Source organism: Chromatium okenii (assembly GCF_002958735.1).
Lineage (GTDB): Bacteria > Pseudomonadota > Gammaproteobacteria > Chromatiales > Chromatiaceae > Chromatium > Chromatium okenii_A.
This window is the reverse complement of the sequence record NZ_PPGH01000037.1, coordinates 543,398-560,013: the sequence shown is the minus strand read 5'-3', so window position 1 is coordinate 560,013 and position 16,616 is coordinate 543,398. Positions and strand designations below refer to the sequence as shown.

Genomic DNA, 16,616 nt, shown 5'->3' with positions numbered 1-16,616 from the left:
CTATTTTTTAGAGCGCCGACATAACGAAAACTGATCTGAAAAAGTCGATTCTTGTGGATCACAATGGTCATCTTTTTCTTTCTCTTTTTCTTTCGTTACCAGATTTTTGCTCTGAACATTAACGGACTTAACCAATGGTGGTGTTACCAGTTGCTTTTCAATCACCGGATTTTGTTCTATAGCAGCCAAATTAATTGCTTGCGCAATATCAGGTGATTGCAAAACTTCTTCCTGTTGTGCGATAACCACTGGCTGCTTTAATACTGATTGGGATGGTTCGGCATCGCTAGTTTGCTGTACTGTTACCATAGCAGATGCAATTGCTGCTTTGAATATGTCATAACTCGAACTCAAATTAGCGCTATTGGCAACCGCAGAAATTAAATCCGCAATTTCCACTAAAACACACGAAGTGTTTCCATCAATCTTCATAGTCATTACAGTTCTTGTAGGCGTCCGAGTTATAAACTGTGTTGAACCTGACCCTGTTTCTGATCCCTGTTCAACTACTGTTATTGTGACTGGAGTAATGATTACTTTGCTGTTAGTACTTAGTGTAGTTACATCAGGTAAAACGTAATCACTCGCCGATCCATTAATACCATCAGCCAGCGTCAAATTATTTAAACTTATTAAATAAGTTGTGTTATCAGATTTCTCGCTATCAGCTATTGCTAATCCAGAACCAGTAAGTGTTAATAATTCACCATCAATACCAATAACATTAATTTGGCTTGCTGTAAATTGTGCCGTACCATCGTAATCTTTAGCAGCAGTGAGTAATACAATTGCAGGGTTAATAGTTCCCTTTGCAGATTTAAGCGTTACGCTGTAATTCAATCCGCTATTCCCGTCATTCAAAATGTAATTAGGTAACACATTTAAGATGCGACTGCCCGCATGTTTGCTATCGAATACCTGCGTTAATTTGGTGAGCGTATCGCCAGTTTGCAATCCGCTAAATAATACTGCGCCGCTTGAATTGATTGTCCCATCATAAATGCGATTATCAGTAACTGCGTTAATGGTTAATGCCGCAGGGTTAATATTTCCCTTTGCAGATTTAAGCGTTACGCTATAATTTAATCCTCTATTCCCATCATTCAAAACATAATCAGGTGACACATTTAGAGTGCGATTGCCTGCATGTTTGCTATCAAATACCTGCGTTAATTCAGTGAGCGTATCGCCAATTTGCAGCCCGCTAAATGTCACTACAGCAGTTGATTCAGTAGTGCCATCATAAACGCGACTATCGGTAATAGCGTTAATGGTTAAGGCCGCAGGATTGATCACGACATTAACAGAACCACCGAGGACGCTGTAATTGGCAGCTTCAGCACCACTTAAACTCAAATCATTACGAATAAAAGCATTATAAATGCCAGCATTACCACTGCTGACTTCGGCATTACCACTGCTGAGAAGTACGTCATCATCACCCAATACACTGCCTGGATCAATTTCTAATTGAGTGTAATCAAAAATAGGTGTTCCATCATAAATTTTATTACCAAAAATACTGAGCAAATGAATGTCCGCAGCGGTAATTATCACGTTGTTATTGATACTTCGCGTAGTTAAATCAGGCAAAATATAATCACTTGCTAATTCGTTCACACCATTGGCAAGGGTTAAATCAGCTAAATCTTTTAGATAATTCACATCATTATCAGCAACTTGGTTACTATTTGCAGTTGCTAATCCAGTGCCATTAAGGGTTAATAACTCACCAAAAATACCTGTAACATTGATTTGACTGGTACTGAATTGAGCTGTGCCGTCGTAAATTTTACTCGCATTCAATGATGCAACTGCAGGGTCAATAGTTCCCTTTACAGATTTAAGCGTTACGCTGTAATTCAATCCGCTATTCCCGTCATTTAAAACATAATCAGGTGACACATTTAAGGTGCGACTGCCCGCATGTTTGCTATCGAATACTTGCGTTAATTTGGTGAGCGTATCGCCCGTTTGCAATCCGCTAAAGGTTACTGCACCGCTTGAATTGATTGTGCCATCATAAATGCGGCTGTCAGTGACTGCGTTAATCGTTAATTCTGCGGGATTGATCACGACATTAACAGAGCCTCCTACAAGGCTATAATTGGCAGCATCACTGCCACTTAAACTCAAATTATTACGAATGAAAGCATGATAAGTACCAGTATTACGATTACTAACTTCCGCATTACCACTGCTAAGAATGACGTCATCACTACCCAATACGCTTACTGGGTCAATTTCTAATTGAGTGTAATCAAAAATCGGTGTTCCATCATAAATTTTATTACCAAAAATACTGAGCAAATGAATATCCGCAGCGGTAATTATAACGTTGTTATTGATACTTCGCGTAGTTAAATCAGGCAAAATATAATCACTTGCTAATTCGTTCACGCCATTGGCAAGGGTTAAATCAGCTAAATCTTTTAGATAATTCATATCATTATCAGCAACTTGTTCACTTTTTGCGGTTGCTAATCCAGTGCCATTAAGGGTTAATAACTCACCAAAAATACCTGTAACATTGATTTGGCTGGTACTGAATTGAGCTGTACCGTCATAAATTTTACTCGCATTCAATGATGCAACTGCAGGGTTAATAGTTCCCTTTGCAGATTTAAGCGTTACGCTGTAATTTAATCCGCCATTCCCTTCATTCAAAACATAATCAGGTAACACATTTAAGGTGCGACTGCCCGCATGTTTGCTATCGAATACTTGCGTTAATTTGGTGAGCGTATCGCCCGTTTGCAATCCGCTGAATGACACAGCGCCGTTTGAATTAATTGTCCCATCATAAATGCGATTATCAGTAACTGCGTTAATCGTTAATTCTGCGGGATTGATCACGACATTAACGGAGCCTCCTACAAGGCTATAATTGGCAGCATCACTGCCACTTAAACTCAAATTATTACGAATGAAAGCATGATAAGTACCAGTATTACGATTACTAACTTCCGCATTACCACTGCTAAGAATGATGTCATCACTACCCAATACACTTACCGGGTCAATTTCTAATTGAGTGTAATCAAAAATAGGTGTTCCATCATAAATTTTATTACCAAAAATACTGAGCAAATTAATATCCGCAGCGGTAATTATAACGTTGTTATTGATACTTCGCGTAGTTAAATCAGGCAAAATATAATCACTTGCTAATTCGTTTACACCATTGGCAAGGGTTAAATCAGCTAAATCTTTTAGATAATTCACATCATTATCAGCAACTTGTTTACTATTTGCGGTTGCTAATCCAGTGCCATTAAGGGTTAATAACTCACCGAAAATACCTGTAACATTGATTTGGCTGGTACTAAATTGAGCTGTGCCGTCGTAAATTTTACTCGCATTTAATGATGCAACTGCAGGGTTAATTGTTCCCTTCGCAGATTTAAGCGTTACGCTGTAATTTAATCCGCTATTCCCGTCATTCAAAACATAATCAGGTGACACATCTAAGGTGCGACTGCCAGCATGTTTGCTATCGAATACTTGCGTTAATCTGGTGAGCGCATCGCCAGTTTGCAATCCGCTAAAGTTCACTGCGCCGCTTGAATTGATTGTCCCATCATAAATGCGATTATCAGTAACCGCGTTAATGGTTAATGCCGCTGGGTTAATTATTCCCTTCGCAGATTTAAGCGTTACGCTGTAATTCAATCCGCTATTCCCGTCATTCAAAACATAATCAGGTAACACATTTAAGGTGCGACTGCCCGCATGTTTGCTATCGAATACTTGCGTTAATTTGGTGAGCGTATCGCCCGTTTGCAGCCCGCTGAATGACACGGCGCCGTTTGAATTAATTGTCCCATCATAAATGCGATTATCAGTAACTGCGTTAATCGTTAATTCTGCGGGATTGATCACGACATTAACGGAGCCTCCTACAATGCTATAATTGGCAGCATCACTGCCACTTAAACTCAAATCATTACGAATAAAAGCATTATAAATGCCAGCATTACGACTACTGACTTCAGCATTGCCACTACTCAGAATGATGTCGTCACTACCCAATACACTTGCTGGGTCAATTTCTAATTGAGTGTAATCAAAAACCGGTGTTCCATCATAGAATTTATTACCTAAAAAATTGAGCAAATTAAGTGTTGCCGGTTTGATCGTTAAATTATTTCCGACATAATCAATATGGTAGTTATTATTCGTTGATAGGGTTCCTTGCCGAATAGGATAACTTGCTACATCTTCACCTGAATCACGATTTAAAATCCCAATAAATATCGAAAAATCATCACCATTTTTTAGTCCGTCGACTTGGTACGTCAGCACCGGATCAATTTCGCCATAAACCTTTTCTTGGATGTCAGCAGTTACGGTGATTGTTGGTTGATTGATGTAGATAAACCCGTTTTCGGTATTTGGAAAAAAAACAGAACATCCACTATCATAAGCGCAGCCGTAATAATTAAAGAAAGGCTTAGTTGCTAATCCTCCTCGATGATCATTATCAATATCGTTACTATAAATTAACCAACGTGGAGTTCCCTCTCCAGTGAACTGAATAGAGATTCCACTTGTATTGTTGTTAATGAACTGATTGCCTGAAACAAGTGTTACTGCATCTATATTCTTTGACGATGTACTGATAACACTTTCAGTAGCTAAAGTTAAATTAGAGGTTCCGCCCGCTTGAATAAAAATAGAACCACTCGCGTTAATGTTGCCCAGTGTTAGATCAGTGCGACCAAGTGTTTCAACAAATACAGTATCGGCATTGCTAATTACCAATTTTCCGGTGTCAAAACTAGATGAACTGCCAAGTGTGACATTACTTCCAACGGCATCAATTGTGGTTGTTCCGGAAACAGATTGATAAGTCGAAATATCGCAAATGCCTGATGCGCAAATGATCGAATTGTTAATATCACGAATTGCACCGACTGAATTGAGGGTTAGATTGCCTTGAGTATTGATATTGGGAAGCGCCAAATTAGCATTTTCAGAACCCTTAATTGCAATGAAAATATCACCAGTTTGATCGACATTGCCGATATAACCCATCATGTCGCCAAAATACCAATTTGATCCGTCATCGGTTCCGGCCGTTGTTTCTAAATCAAGTGTTAATTGACCACCGTTAATAGTGTAAATTCGCGTCGAAGTATCTGCTGTTGCTGTAGCGTCGCCGAGTGATAAAGCATAGCTATTTTGCGCATTGATATCGCTAGTAACATTGGCTTTGGCGCTTAAATTAATTCCATTAGCTCCGGCAACTAAAATGCTGTTGTCATAAATAGCAATACCAACGCCACTGGAATTTGCGCTGTAAACACCTTCTCCTTTTAATATCACGCCACCAGAATTGCCTGCATCAATTTGCGTATTGCGCAAATCAATTCCAGTGCCACCACCCGTATCACCTCGACCAGAAAGCTGAATTGTGCCGTTGTTTGAAGATAATGTGACATCCAATAATGTGATGCCAGCGTGATAATCGCCGCAAGTGCTGGCGGAACAACCTTCAGTTTCAGCGTTGTAGCCTGTTGCATAACCAATAGGATAACCACTTGTATTGGTTGCACCGCCACCAAGAGTAATTGAACCACCATTGCTTTTAATTGCTGAACCGGAATACATGGAGATAGCGCCAATGCCATCTGCATCAAAATCAGAATTCAAAATGACGTTTAATTTGCCGCCGCTGGCTTGAATTAATGCACCTTCAAGAAAAGTGATATTGCGGTCTGCTTGCAGAGTTAATGTCGTCGCAGTAGCGCGAATGGTTGGATTGATCACTGCGTCTGAATTGATAATGAGATCACTGATATAATCGGTTGAACAAATTGAATAAACACCACATTCTGAACTGCCAACATGTGCAACAGTAATGGTCACGTTATTATTCACCAACGCATCGCTGATATTCATTGCCGTCGCCGCAGTAATGATTTGCGTTGTTGGATCAAGCAACCAAGTTCCCGCTGCGCCTTGATCCGCGCCAGCATCAACTCGCGCTCCTTCAATTTCCAATTGATGCCCAGAGGTTTCGACCAATCCGCCCTTGCCAGCAGTTTTACCGCCGCGAGCCTTCGCAACACCTTGAAATTTTGTGGTTTTACCAATCGCGGTAATGGTTCCGCCGTCGCCGCGCTGTGTGGCTGAAGCGTCGAGTTTGGACGCTGCATCGACGTGAGTTTGTTCAACGTCCCAGTCGCCGATGTCAATCCGCCCGCCGCCATTAGCACCGCTGGCATCAAGGCGAGCGCCAGCTAAAGTCACTGTTTTACCTTTAGTTTTTACCGATCCGCCCGTTGTACCAGCGACGTTAATCGTGCCGCTGACGTGCACTGCGCCGCTGCCTTCCAACGTCACTTCGCCGCCTTTGCGCGTGATTGAGCCGGCTTCAATGCTGCCGCTCATGTTGACTGCGCCCGTCAGCAACGTGTTGACGGCTTTTGCGGTGAGAATCACGCGCCCGCCTTCGGCTTGAATCATCGCTTTCTGCTCGATCAAGGTGTCCACCGTCGCCGGATCAACTTTGACCGAAACGTTGTCGCCGAGCGCCAGCGTCACTGCATCACCGGCGGCCAGCGCCACCGTGCCGAGCCGCGCCGAGAGCACACCTTCATTGCGCAATTCCGGCGCAAGCAGCGCGATATAACCACCATCGGCTGCGGTGATTTTGCCGCGATTGATGATTTTGCCCGTCGCATTTTTGCGCTTAAACCGATGTTTTCCCGCCATAAAATCGTGATCATCAATGTCGAGCGTGGACGCCACAATTCCGCCAGCATTGACCTGCGAATCCTTGCCAAACACGATCCCCGCCGGATTGATCACAAACACCTGACCGTTGGCCTTGAGTTTGCCGTGAATTTCCGACGGGCGAGCGGTGGTCACGCGGTTGAGAATGGCGGCGTTGCGATCTGGCTGCTTGATATTGACCTCGGCGTCACGTCCAACATCGAAGCCCTGCCAATTGATGACGGCACGTGGACTGGCTTGATCGATATTCATCTGTGCGCCAGCCTGTTTAATCTGCACTGCGCCAGCAGCAACTTTTCCACCAGTCGGCAGCGCAGTCGCAGCGGGATCGGCGCTGGCGGTCGGAACTGCCAGCGCACTGCTGGCGCTGAGAATGGCGGCGATCAGCGTGGGACGAAATGAGAATGTCAACATGACGGCATGACCTTTCGGTTGCATTCGATGCAGCGTTAGGCTTTTGCCATATTTGCTGCGATTTTATCGAGCGCATCAATGGATTGGCGGTAAGTCTTCACTTCGCGGGTAAAGGCTTGTGTTGCCGTTACTGGATGCGATTGCTCCACTTTACGCTTGGCGCCCTCAAACATCTGATATTGATCTTTCGCGCCGAGCGTTGCTTTTTCGACCACCGTCCGATTGCTCCACACCCGCGCCCGCTCCTGTTTGACTTCCTCCTCGGTCGCCTTCCCGCGCTGATAGCGCGTTTGCACATCAGCCAAACGCCGCTGATCTTCAGCAATGACGGTGCGAATGCTGGCGATCAATTCTTCAGTCTGACGATTTGCGGTGCGCACATCGTTGGTCATCGCCGCTAATTGATCTTCCTGACTGGCGAATTGCTGTTGCTTCTTCGCAACGTAAATGCCGGCAAGTGCCCCCAAACTCGCGCCGATGATCGCACCGCTCACTGCATCTTCAGCATCGCCGCCCGTGACCGCGCCGATGGCCGTGCCCGCGACCGCGCCGATCAACACGCCTTGCCAGACGGTGCGATCAAACGCTTTGCTGCGTTCACGCAACGCCTTTTCGCTGGCGCTGAGTTCGCCGGTAAAGCCGTAATTTTCCTTGGGTTTCATCAGCTCCAAACCACCGAACAGAAAGCGTCCGCCGACTTCAGCCGGCGCTCGCGTCAAATCGGTGACGGGATTGGTGATGCAGCCGCTGAGGGCGACGATGGGCAAGACACTGGTTAAAACAATCACTTGCAAGTTCATCGTGCGGAACTCCCCGGTTCGATTTGCAACAAATCACGCTGCCAGCGGGTTTTATCGACGGCGCGGGCGCTGCGATACGCGGCGAGATGGGTGACGAAAACCCGCGCATAAGCAATGAGATAGACGTTGTTTTTGGCGGTTAATTCTGCTTCGACGACCGGCAATTGCCCAGTCGTTTCGGCCTCGGTGTAATCGCTGCCGACTTCAACGGTCATATCGCCGTAATACGACAGGCTGTTGGCTAAACTCGCTTCAATCTCGCGCAGCGATTCATCCCATTTTTTCTGCTTATTATTCAAATCAGTCCGCGCTTCGGCGAGCAGCGCCGCGCTGTCTTTGACGCCCTTCGCCTGCTGGCGCAAATCCTCAAACCGACTTTCTGCCAATTTGCGCAGCCGCCGAATCGCCTCCGCTCGTTGCACGTCCGTCACCACGCGCTTGCCCATAAATGCGCCAGTGCGCAGCAACGCCCGCAGCGTCCGCGTCCGCGCTTCGTTGATCGCGGTTTGCGACTGTTCAAAATTGCGCTGAATCAATTCCAGCCGAGTGCGGAGCGCGTCGTCCTGCGTTTGTACTGCCAGATTTTGCAATTGTTTGAGCGCCAGCGTCGCATCCGTGCCGGCATCGCCGCTCAACGTCGGCAATCCCGTCCACGATTGTTTGATCGCGCTCAACCGCTCCGGCGACACGATGACCGGCGCAGTGACCACCAGCCGCAAACCGAGACTGTCCATCGTTTTCGCCTGCTTCGTACCCGGATCAAAATAATTGTGTTCCTGCCGCACTGCGCTGGCGAGCTGGCTGTCTGGCGTAAATAAATCGCCGCCGCGACTGACGAAACCGCCAGCCTGACCGTGATCGCGTCCGCGCCGATCCAAATGAAATGGCGCCAGCGTCAATTCCGACGCATTGCCGAGAATGTCGTAAAGCCCCAGCGGATTGGGTTTAAGCAACCCGACTGGGTGCAATTCGCCCTCGGCCGAACCAGAACTTTCAAACCACGCATAACGCGCCAGCTCGCCGTCGGGCATCGGAAAACGCGGCGCGAGAAAATCTGCGGCATCGACTGCCAGCCCGCCGCGAGCAGCAAATTCCCATTCTTCTTCGGTCGGTAAACGCAGAAAACCGGCAGCGTGATCTTCGGTGGGCAAGCTGGCTGGCGCGTTGGTCAACAGCCATTCGGTGTAACGACGACTCAATTCCACTGCGTCAAACCAACTCACGCTGGTCATCGGCAGCCGTCCGCGCATATTCGGTTTGGGGCAATCGGGCGTCATCAGCGCCGCGTATTGATCGCGGGTGACTTCGTATTTGCCGAGATAATAACGACGCGCTGCGCCGCCCTCGGCAGTGAATGCGCCCGCCAAATGACTCAAGCGGCGACCTTCTTTGTAACCGCGCTCGGCGTCACTCTGCCCGAGTTCAACCGGACGATCATCGAGCCAGCCACCGCCGGGAATTTCCACCGGACGAAACGCCATTGCCCCGCCGCACGGCAGCGGCAAAATCAAATCGGCTGGCGCTGGCGCAGGGTTGTAGAGCTTTTCCGACCAAGTGATTTCGGCGCTCGCGGCGGCGATGACGGGAATTAGGAGTAGGAGAAATCCCCCCCAACCCCCCTTTTTCAAAGGGGGGAGTTTTAAGCTCCCGTTTAGTAATGCTGGGAGTTTTAAGCCCCCTTAGAAAAAGGGGGGTTAGGGGGATTTTTAAACATCACGAATGCTCTCCGCTGGTTCAATCCGCGCTGCTCGCCAGCCCGCCCAACTCGCTGCGGCGATTGCGCCGAACAGCGTGATAGCCAGCGCCAGCCCTAAATGCACTGGCAACAGCCGACAAATCGCTTCGCCCGGCTGCAAACTCAAAATAAACCAATCGTTTAACGTCGTCGTCACCGGCAGATACACCAACATGGCTGCCGTTGTGCCGAGCAATGCAATCAACGTTGCTTGCATCACTGGAAACAGCATCAGGCTGCCGGTCGAAAAGCCAATCAACCGTAAGATGCTCAATTCACGCCGTTTGCGCTCGACATTGGCCAGCAAGTTGGCCGCCAGCGATGCCAGAAAACCCAGCGTCCCAATCCCGGCAATCAGCCAGAACACGCGGGTCAAATTGCGATCTAACGCCTGCATCGCCGCGATTTCTGCCAGTTGACTGCGCACGTCGATATCTTCGGCAGTCAAATCTGCTTCCAGCCGCGCCACGTCGTTGATGCTCGCGGCGTACAGCCGAAACCGCGCAAATTGCCGCTCACCCGTCGGCGCTGGCGCACCAGCCCAGCCCAGCGCGGGAACCGCCACGCCGTCGCGGTAATCCTCGGTTGCCACCAGAAAATCGAGCGCCACTAACGCTGCTTCTTCGGTGAGCATTTCCGGCTGCAACACGCCGCTAACGGTCAATTCCCACACCACACCTTCATCGCGTCCGCTGTAGTTGCGGTCGATTCGCGCCAGCAACCGCTCGCCAGCGGTGACGCCCAACCGCTGCGCCGCGCTCGCCGATAACACGATTTCATTCAATCCGGTTGGCGGCGTGAGCGTGGTTTCCAGCAGCGGATCATGCAGCGCGGTCGGCACCATCTGCACCGCCCGCAATACCGCACCGCTCGCGGGATTTTGCAACTGGCTCAGGCTGGCGGCAATGCGCCGCGTGTTCGGAATCACAAACGCCACATCCGGTCGTGCCGCGATGCGTTTGAACCAAGCGGCGTCATACCGGTGACTGCCGACCGCGATCACTTCTCGATTCGATGGTGATTCAACCAACCGGCGAGCGAGCGTATCGACCAACCCAAATTTTAGACCAAATAAAATCAGCAGCGGCGCGAGCACTGCGGTCAGCGCCAGCACGTAACACCACGACAGGCGCTGCTCGTGGGCGAAATCTCGCACGGCCAAACGGATGATTTCAGAAGTGGCGGGCATGGCGTCAATTCCAGAACAGCGAGCGGGTGAGATCGCCGTGACGCTCGATGCGATGCTCCGCAAAGGTCACGCCCGGCTGCGTTTCAGTCGGCCAATCGTGCGCCGCGATGATCGCAGTCAAACCAGATTTTTGGACAAGTTCGAGCAGCAGTTGCCGAATGATCTCAGCGTTGATCGGATCAACCGAAGCAGTCGGTTCGTCGGCCAAAATCACGCTGGGGCGGTGGGCAATGGCTCGCGCAATGGCGACGCGCTGGCGCTCGCCAACCGACAACTGCGCCGGATATTGCTTGAGTTGCGCGGTGATATTCAGCCGCTCGGCGAGGCGTTCGATGCGTCCGGCAGGTTTACGCCCCAGCAGCCGCCCCGGTAACGCGATGTTTTCCCGGGCGGTGAGAAAAGGCAGCAGCCCGCCGGTTTGCAAAATGTAACCGATTTCCGCACCGCGCAATCGCCCCAAGCCGTTGAAATCATTGCGTGACCACAGGCGCATCAATCAGTCGGCTGGCGATGTTCTGGGCATAAATTAAACGTTGCAGCAGCATCGGGGCGCAGTGCCAGCGCCAGCAAATCGAGCAGCGTACTTTTGCCGCAGCCACTCGCGCCGCGTAACACGACGACTGCGCCGGGGCGAATCGTGAGCGACGGAATGTAGAGTTCAAAACCAGAAATCCCCCCTGCCCCCCTTTTTCTAAGGGGGGAGATGAGGAAAGCCCCCCTTTGGAAAAGGGGGGTTGGGGGATTTGTCAATCGGCAGTTGGGGGGATTTTTTAGCATCGGTGGATTTGTCAAAACCACGCCGTTTGACCATTTCCCGACACGTGTAAATCGCTGGCGCTGGGGCGGCCATTAGGGCAACGCATCCAGCGGAACAGTGGTGACGGATTCGCTTTTGGGCGCGTCCGGCGCGAGGGAAATCCACCGTGCGGTTTCATCGTGAATGCGCCGATACAGCCGGATTTTTTCCTCAATCGCATCCAGCACTTCTTGCTGCTCGGCGTAGGAACGCGCCAGCCAGCGCGTTTCGGTGAGATTCATCACCTGACTGGTGTACGGCAAATCATCCAACCACGCGCCAACTTGTCCGACATCCGCCAGCCGCCCGACTTGCACCTGACTGATTTGCTCTGGATTTCGCGCCAGCGCCGCTGCTGCGCCGCGCAATTGCCCGAAAAAATCCTTGGGCGTCATAAACGTACCCTCGCCCGCTTTGAGAATCGCCTCCAGCGTTTCCTGCAAATCGCTCAATTGATTTTTGGTAATCAGCACCCGCACCTCCAGCGTTTTCTGCGTTGGATCAAGCAGATCACGATCCGACACCCACGCATCCAGCAAACGCGGGGCTTGGCTGCCGCGCTCGCGTCCCAAATACGCCAACTGCATCGCTTGCCCGACGCGAGCGGTTTCGCGCTCCACCGCCGTTGCTTTCGTGTCTTCTTCTGCTGGCGCAGCGAGCATTTGCCCAGAACGAATTCCGCTGATTTGTTGCATCAGCGCATCAGCGAGGCTGTCAACTTGCGCGCCAAATTCTTCGACCGTGCGCCTTTCACCGGAAAATACAGCGCCCCGGCATCGCCCCAGCGACTCAGCGCCCGATATTGCGCGGCGGCCGCATCAAATCAGTCGGCTGGCGATGTTCTGGGCATAAATTGAACGTTGCAGCAGCATCTGGTCGCAGCGCCAGCGCCAGCAAATCGAGCAGCGTACTTTTGCCGCAGCCGCTCGCGCCGCGTAACACGACGACCGCGCAGGGGCGAATCGTGAGCGACGGAATGTAGAGTTCAAAACCAGAAATCCCCCCCTGCCCCCTTTTTCTAAGGGGGGAGATGAGGAAAGCCCCCCTTTGGAAAAGGGGGGTTGGGGGATTTTTTAGCATCGGGAGATTTCTCCAAACCCCGCCGTTTGACCAATTCCCGACAGGTGTAAATCGCGGGTGCAGCGGCGGCCATTAGGGCAACGCATCCAGCGGAACAGTGGTGACGGATTCACTTTTGGGCGCGTCCGGCGCGAGGGAAATCCACCGCGCCGTTTCATCGTGAATGCGCCGATACAGCCGAATTTTTTCCTCAATGGCATCCAGCACTTCCTGCTGCTCGGCGTAGGAACGCGCCAGCCAGCGCGTTTCGGTGAGATTCATCACCTGACTGGTGTACGGCAAATCGTCCAGCCATGCGCCGACCTGTCCGACATCCGCCAGCCGCCCGACTTGCACCTGACTGATTTGCTCAGGATTACGCGCCAACGCCGCTGCCGCACCGCGCAATTGCCCGAAAAAATCCTTGGGCGTCATAAACGTCCCTTCGCCAGCCTTGAGAATCGCCTCCAGCGTTTCTTGCAAATCGCTCAACTGATTTTTGGTAATCAGCACCCGCACCTCCAGCGTTTTCTGGGTTGGGTCAGCAATCACGATCTGACACCCACGCATCCAGCAGACGCGGGGCTTGGCTGCCGCGCTCGCGTCCCAAATACGCCAACTGCATCGCTTGCCCGACGCGAGCGGTTTCGCGCTCCACCGCCGTGGCTTTCGTATCTTCTTCTGCTGGCGCGGCGAGCATTTGCCCAGAACGAATTCCGCTGATTTGTTGCATCAGCGCATCGCGAGGCTGTCAACTGTGCGCGAATTCTTCCACCGTGCCGCCTTTCACCGGAAAATACAGCGCCCCAGCATCGCCCCAGCGACTCAGCGCCCGATATTGCGCGGCGGCCATCGCGTGGTTTGTTGACCTTCCGGCGTGAGCAGATGCAGCGTGGCGATGGCGATTTTGCTGCCACCAGCGACTGATCTTTTTCCTGCGCCAGCAATCGCAACCGCTCTGCGCCCAATTTGGTGCGACCGAGCGGATCGTTCGCTTCTCGCGCTCCGGCATCGGTAATCAATACGACGAATCGCCCGGCGTAACCGCTCCAGTCGATGCCTTCAATGCGTCGTACACGCCAGCAAACGCATCTTCGTTAAAGCCTTGATTTGAGGTTTTAGCTTCCTTGACCTCGGCGATGCGCGACAGAATTCAGCGGGATCGCGTCCATCTTTCAGCGTTGCCACAATGCGACTGACATATTCCGTCCCGGGCGCGGCTTCCGTGTTATCGCGGAATGCAATCAACCCGAAACTCAACGCGTCGCCCATTGGCGAGCCTTTCATTGGTCATAAATGCGCCGACTGCATCACGGGTGCGGGCGATGTATGGCCCCATCGAAATCGTGGTGTCGATGACGAACACCACGGCAGTGCGGTAATCGCTGGCGGGTTTACGACGCCCTGCACCGAATGCGGCGACCGTCCGGTTTTCCGGCTTGCAGCGTGGCGGCTGCGACATTGAGCAACATCGCCGTGTGACCGCTTTCCAAATAGGTTTCTTCAAACCCAAAATCGGCAGCAAATAAAACTGCTGATTGGGTCGATGTACGTTTCCGGCTCCTGCGCCAGCACGGAAAATTCGCGGCGGCTGACCGCTGCGAATCGTCGAACGGAGCTGCTCGATTTCCGACACCACCCGCTCCGATTCCAGTAAACCGTCAAGCTGGCGCGGTCACGGAAAAACAACGCGGGTTGCCGATTGCCGTCGCGCAAATGCGACGGTCAAGGTTTGTCGCCAATCCATCGCTGCGGTTGCGGGCAACCAACCTTCCGCGCCATCGCGCACTGCGCCGCCAACTTCCAGCCATTCCTGTTCGCCCTTGCGCTGGCGAGCGTAGACATAACGCACGGATAATGGTGGCAATTCCGCACCTTTCGCTGCTTGACCGGGCATCGCACTGAGGCCGAGCGCCGGGGCGCGTCAATACGCGCTGATACAAGCCCGGTTTGCCCTCCAGCGCCAGCGCCTCGCGTTCGGCTGCGTTCGCGCCAGCGGCGATCAACAACAGCGCCAAACCGAATAACCAAACTCGCCAGAAATCCCCCCTGCCCCCCTTTTACAAAGGGGGGAGGAAGAGAAAAGCCTTGGCAAAAGGGAGGAGATGATGAGGAAAGCCCCCCTTTGGAAAAGGGGGTTGGGGGGATTTGTCAACTTGATTCATCGCGGATTCTCCGTTGCAGACAACGCATTTAACCGCTCGCTCGCGGCAGCAATGCCCAACTCCGCAGCGCGTTGATACCAGTCGCGGGCTTTTTCAAGGTTCGGTTTGGAAAAGGGCGAAGTCGCCGCAGACCAATGATTTGGATCGTAAAATTCGCCGAGCGTTAAACAAGCAGCGCCGTCGATTGTTCGCCAGCAGCCGAATCAAGGTGAACGCTGCATCGCGTTTATTCGCCGCACCCAACCGTTCAATCAGCGCCCGACTTTGCATCGGCGCTGGCGGATTGCCCGCCGCATACCGCGTTTGCACCAGTGCCGCTGCATCTTCCAACCGCCCAGCTTGTATCAGCGCATCTAGCTCATCAGTTGCTGCGACCGGCGGTGTGGTCACGATTGGCGTGACTGGTGCAGAAACCACGGGCGCAGGCGTGGCGACTAACGGCGTATCGAGCGGACGCAATATCCAATAAAAACTAGCACTTATTCCCGCTAAAACGAGCGCCGCGCCAACTGCCAGCAGCCAGCGCCGACCACGGGCGTTTTCGGTTCGTGCCGAGTAACCCACGCGCCCATGCCGTTTCATCCGGCGTTTTCCCAGTCGTGGTCGGTTGCGCCGCCAGCATCGTCTTTGCCGGCCAGCGTTCCACCAACGTTTCCACACTTTCTGGACGCGCTGCTGGGTCTGGTTGCAGCATCACTGCAACCATTCGCGCAGTGCCGGTGAAACCGCACTTAAATCAGGCACTTTTGACGAAACGCAGTGCATCCATGAAATCGCTGCCCATGTCCAGCGGCTGCCCAGTGGCAGCAGCGACCAGCACCAAACCGAGGCTGTAAATATCAGTTCGCGCATCGACCACGCCGCCGAACATGCCGAATTGCTCCGGCGCGGCGTAGCGTATTTGCCGGCAAAGGCAGTGCCGACGATGGTTTTTTGTTCGGGATCGGTCAGTTTGCACAGCCCGAAATCAATCAGTTTGGCTGCGGCAATTTCACCATTTGGCAAAATCACGTTGTCGGGCGACAAATCACGATGCACTGCGCCCTGATGATGCGCAGCGCAATCCCGCACACAGGCGGTCGCGCAGCGTCAGCACTTCGGCAACGGTCAACGGCTGGTGTTTGAGTCGATCCGACAGCGGAATGCCTTCGACATATTCCATCACCAGATAATCGCGCCCCTGCGCATCGCGGACGAAACCGTCGTAATTCACCACTGCATCGTGACGCACTCCGCGCAGCACTCGCGCCTCGCGGTAAAACAAATCCATCACTTGCGTGTTGTCGCCCATCGACGGGCGAATGACTTTGATTGCGTGTTCGGTGCCGAGTCCGGCGTGACGCGCCAGATAGACTTCGCCCATGCCGCCGCCACCGAGCAAGCGTTTGATTTGATAAGTGTTAATGATGAGCGTTTCCGGCGGAATGCCGTCGCCCACGGCTGGCGCTGGTGTTAATTGCGTCGGCAATTCGGTAGGAACGACTGCGGTCGGTGGCGCGATTTCGGTGGTGAATGCTGCTGGCGCAGGTGGATGCGGCGCGATTTCAGTTGCCAATTCGAGCGTTGGCGGTGGAGTAACTAATTCGGTCGCCAATTCAACCGATGGCGCTGGCGAGCGCGTGGGTTCTTGGGTCATGGAATGTTGTGCCGGACGTTAGGAATCGAGATGTCGATAGCATAGTCTGCTTTTTCAATACAACACAGATTTGAGTGTTTG

The 16,616-nt window shown here is 51.8% G+C and carries 19 protein-coding genes and 1 pseudogene; 1 reads left to right on the top strand and 19 read right to left on the bottom strand.

Translation table 11 applies throughout. The annotated features are described in order from the left end of the window. The gene (locus CXB77_RS14500; protein ID WP_242445735.1) at positions 1-5,904 is read right to left on the bottom strand and encodes a beta strand repeat-containing protein; all 5,904 of its coding nucleotides are present in this window, start codon (positions 5,902-5,904) and stop codon (positions 1-3) included. Further along, entirely contained in the window at positions 5,901-6,179 is a 279-nt protein-coding gene (locus CXB77_RS22200) for a hypothetical protein (protein ID WP_242445734.1), read from the bottom strand. The genes CXB77_RS14500 and CXB77_RS22200 overlap by 4 nt, the downstream gene beginning before the upstream one ends. Before the next feature lie 14 nt (positions 6,180-6,193). Between CXB77_RS22200 and CXB77_RS22195 the strand changes: the two genes are divergently transcribed. Next, positions 6,194-6,466, top strand: a complete 273-nt coding sequence (locus CXB77_RS22195; protein WP_242445733.1) for a hypothetical protein — start codon at positions 6,194-6,196, stop codon at positions 6,464-6,466. On the opposite strand, the pseudogene CXB77_RS24695 reads toward CXB77_RS22195, so the two are convergent. From CXB77_RS24695 to CXB77_RS14430, 17 genes and pseudogenes are all read right to left on the bottom strand, one after another. Next, positions 6,361-7,155, bottom strand: a pseudogene (locus CXB77_RS24695) (filamentous hemagglutinin N-terminal domain-containing protein); the annotation flags it as partial. The gene CXB77_RS22195 and the pseudogene CXB77_RS24695 overlap by 106 nt on opposite strands. Before the next feature lie 35 nt (positions 7,156-7,190). After that, positions 7,191-7,955 (bottom strand): glycine zipper domain-containing protein, encoded by a 765-nt coding sequence (locus tag CXB77_RS14495; protein WP_105074451.1) that lies wholly within the window; start codon positions 7,953-7,955, stop codon positions 7,191-7,193. Further along, positions 7,952-9,583 (bottom strand): formylglycine-generating enzyme family protein, encoded by a 1,632-nt coding sequence (locus CXB77_RS14490; RefSeq protein ID WP_105074450.1) that lies wholly within the window; start codon positions 9,581-9,583, stop codon positions 7,952-7,954. Before CXB77_RS14490 ends, CXB77_RS14495 begins: the two co-directional genes overlap by 4 nt. Before the next feature lie 78 nt (positions 9,584-9,661). Further along, positions 9,662-10,879: an ABC transporter permease gene (locus CXB77_RS14485; protein ID WP_105074449.1), complete on the bottom strand. Its 1,218-nt coding sequence runs from the start codon at positions 10,877-10,879 to the stop codon at positions 9,662-9,664. A gap of 4 nt (positions 10,880-10,883) precedes the next feature. Further along, positions 10,884-11,372 carry an ABC transporter ATP-binding protein gene (locus CXB77_RS22185; RefSeq protein ID WP_242445731.1) on the bottom strand — a complete coding sequence of 163 codons (489 nt, stop codon included), beginning with the start codon at positions 11,370-11,372 and terminating at the stop codon, positions 10,884-10,886. After that, positions 11,372-11,629, bottom strand: a complete 258-nt coding sequence (locus CXB77_RS22180) for an ATP-binding cassette domain-containing protein (protein ID WP_242445730.1) — start codon at positions 11,627-11,629, stop codon at positions 11,372-11,374. The genes CXB77_RS22185 and CXB77_RS22180 overlap by 1 nt, the downstream gene beginning before the upstream one ends. Before the next feature lie 99 nt (positions 11,630-11,728). Further along, positions 11,729-12,370: a hypothetical protein gene (locus tag CXB77_RS14475; protein WP_242445729.1), complete on the bottom strand. Its 642-nt coding sequence runs from the start codon at positions 12,368-12,370 to the stop codon at positions 11,729-11,731. Between the two features lie 94 nt (positions 12,371-12,464). Further along, positions 12,465-12,755 (bottom strand): ATP-binding cassette domain-containing protein, encoded by a 291-nt coding sequence (locus CXB77_RS14470; RefSeq protein ID WP_146108839.1) that lies wholly within the window; start codon positions 12,753-12,755, stop codon positions 12,465-12,467. A gap of 72 nt (positions 12,756-12,827) precedes the next feature. Beyond that, positions 12,828-13,286 (bottom strand): hypothetical protein, encoded by a 459-nt coding sequence (locus CXB77_RS14465; protein ID WP_105074448.1) that lies wholly within the window; start codon positions 13,284-13,286, stop codon positions 12,828-12,830. Beyond that, complete coding sequence (locus CXB77_RS14460; protein WP_105074447.1) at positions 13,276-13,467, bottom strand: hypothetical protein; 192 nt, start codon at positions 13,465-13,467, stop codon at positions 13,276-13,278. The genes CXB77_RS14465 and CXB77_RS14460 overlap by 11 nt, the downstream gene beginning before the upstream one ends. Positions 13,468-13,485: 18 nt before the next feature. Continuing rightward, complete coding sequence (locus CXB77_RS19330) at positions 13,486-13,746, bottom strand: hypothetical protein (RefSeq protein WP_146108838.1); 261 nt, start codon at positions 13,744-13,746, stop codon at positions 13,486-13,488. Positions 13,747-13,962: 216 nt separating this feature from the next. Then, the gene (locus CXB77_RS14455) at positions 13,963-14,370 is read right to left on the bottom strand and encodes a hypothetical protein (protein ID WP_146108837.1); all 408 of its coding nucleotides are present in this window, start codon (positions 14,368-14,370) and stop codon (positions 13,963-13,965) included. 39 nt (positions 14,371-14,409) lie between these two features. Next, positions 14,410-14,631 carry a hypothetical protein gene (locus CXB77_RS14450; protein WP_105074445.1) on the bottom strand — a complete coding sequence of 74 codons (222 nt, stop codon included), beginning with the start codon at positions 14,629-14,631 and terminating at the stop codon, positions 14,410-14,412. Between the two features lie 361 nt (positions 14,632-14,992). After that, positions 14,993-15,481 carry a hypothetical protein gene (locus CXB77_RS14445; protein WP_172452687.1) on the bottom strand — a complete coding sequence of 163 codons (489 nt, stop codon included), beginning with the start codon at positions 15,479-15,481 and terminating at the stop codon, positions 14,993-14,995. Then, complete coding sequence (locus CXB77_RS14440; protein ID WP_146108835.1) at positions 15,372-15,593, bottom strand: hypothetical protein; 222 nt, start codon at positions 15,591-15,593, stop codon at positions 15,372-15,374. Before CXB77_RS14440 ends, CXB77_RS14445 begins: the two co-directional genes overlap by 110 nt. Beyond that, complete coding sequence (locus CXB77_RS14435) at positions 15,593-15,970, bottom strand: protein kinase domain-containing protein (RefSeq protein ID WP_105074442.1); 378 nt, start codon at positions 15,968-15,970, stop codon at positions 15,593-15,595. Before CXB77_RS14435 ends, CXB77_RS14440 begins: the two co-directional genes overlap by 1 nt. Beyond that, on the bottom strand, positions 15,927-16,535 hold the full coding sequence (locus CXB77_RS14430) for a protein kinase domain-containing protein (protein ID WP_105074441.1): 609 nt from the start codon (positions 16,533-16,535) through the stop codon (positions 15,927-15,929). Before CXB77_RS14430 ends, CXB77_RS14435 begins: the two co-directional genes overlap by 44 nt. Between the last annotated feature and the right edge of the window lie 81 nt (positions 16,536-16,616).

Coding starts and splice junctions, on each gene's coding strand:
- CXB77_RS14500 (WP_242445735.1), bottom strand. CDS start 5,904: ATGAATATCAGCGATGCGTTGGTGAATAATAACGTGACCATTACTGTT.
- CXB77_RS22195 (WP_242445733.1), top strand. CDS start 6,194: ATGTCAATCCGCCCGCCGCCATTAGCACCGCTGGCATCAAGGCGAGCG.
- CXB77_RS14495 (WP_105074451.1), bottom strand. CDS start 7,955: ATGAACTTGCAAGTGATTGTTTTAACCAGTGTCTTGCCCATCGTCGCC.
- CXB77_RS14485 (WP_105074449.1), bottom strand. CDS start 10,879: ATGCCCGCCACTTCTGAAATCATCCGTTTGGCCGTGCGAGATTTCGCC.
- CXB77_RS22185 (WP_242445731.1), bottom strand. CDS start 11,372: ATGCGCCTGTGGTCACGCAATGATTTCAACGGCTTGGGGCGATTGCGC.
- CXB77_RS14475 (WP_242445729.1), bottom strand. CDS start 12,370: ATGCAACAAATCAGCGGAATTCGTTCTGGGCAAATGCTCGCTGCGCCA.
- CXB77_RS14470 (WP_146108839.1), bottom strand. CDS start 12,755: ATGCTAAAAAATCCCCCAACCCCCCTTTTCCAAAGGGGGGCTTTCCTC.
- CXB77_RS14460 (WP_105074447.1), bottom strand. CDS start 13,467: ATGCAACAAATCAGCGGAATTCGTTCTGGGCAAATGCTCGCCGCGCCA.
- CXB77_RS19330 (WP_146108838.1), bottom strand. CDS start 13,746: ATGCCGGAGCGCGAGAAGCGAACGATCCGCTCGGTCGCACCAAATTGG.
- CXB77_RS14450 (WP_105074445.1), bottom strand. CDS start 14,631: ATGCCCGGTCAAGCAGCGAAAGGTGCGGAATTGCCACCATTATCCGTG.
- CXB77_RS14445 (WP_172452687.1), bottom strand. CDS start 15,481: ATGAAACGGCATGGGCGCGTGGGTTACTCGGCACGAACCGAAAACGCC.
- CXB77_RS14440 (WP_146108835.1), bottom strand. CDS start 15,593: ATGCTGCAACCAGACCCAGCAGCGCGTCCAGAAAGTGTGGAAACGTTG.
- CXB77_RS14430 (WP_105074441.1), bottom strand. CDS start 16,535: ATGACCCAAGAACCCACGCGCTCGCCAGCGCCATCGGTTGAATTGGCG.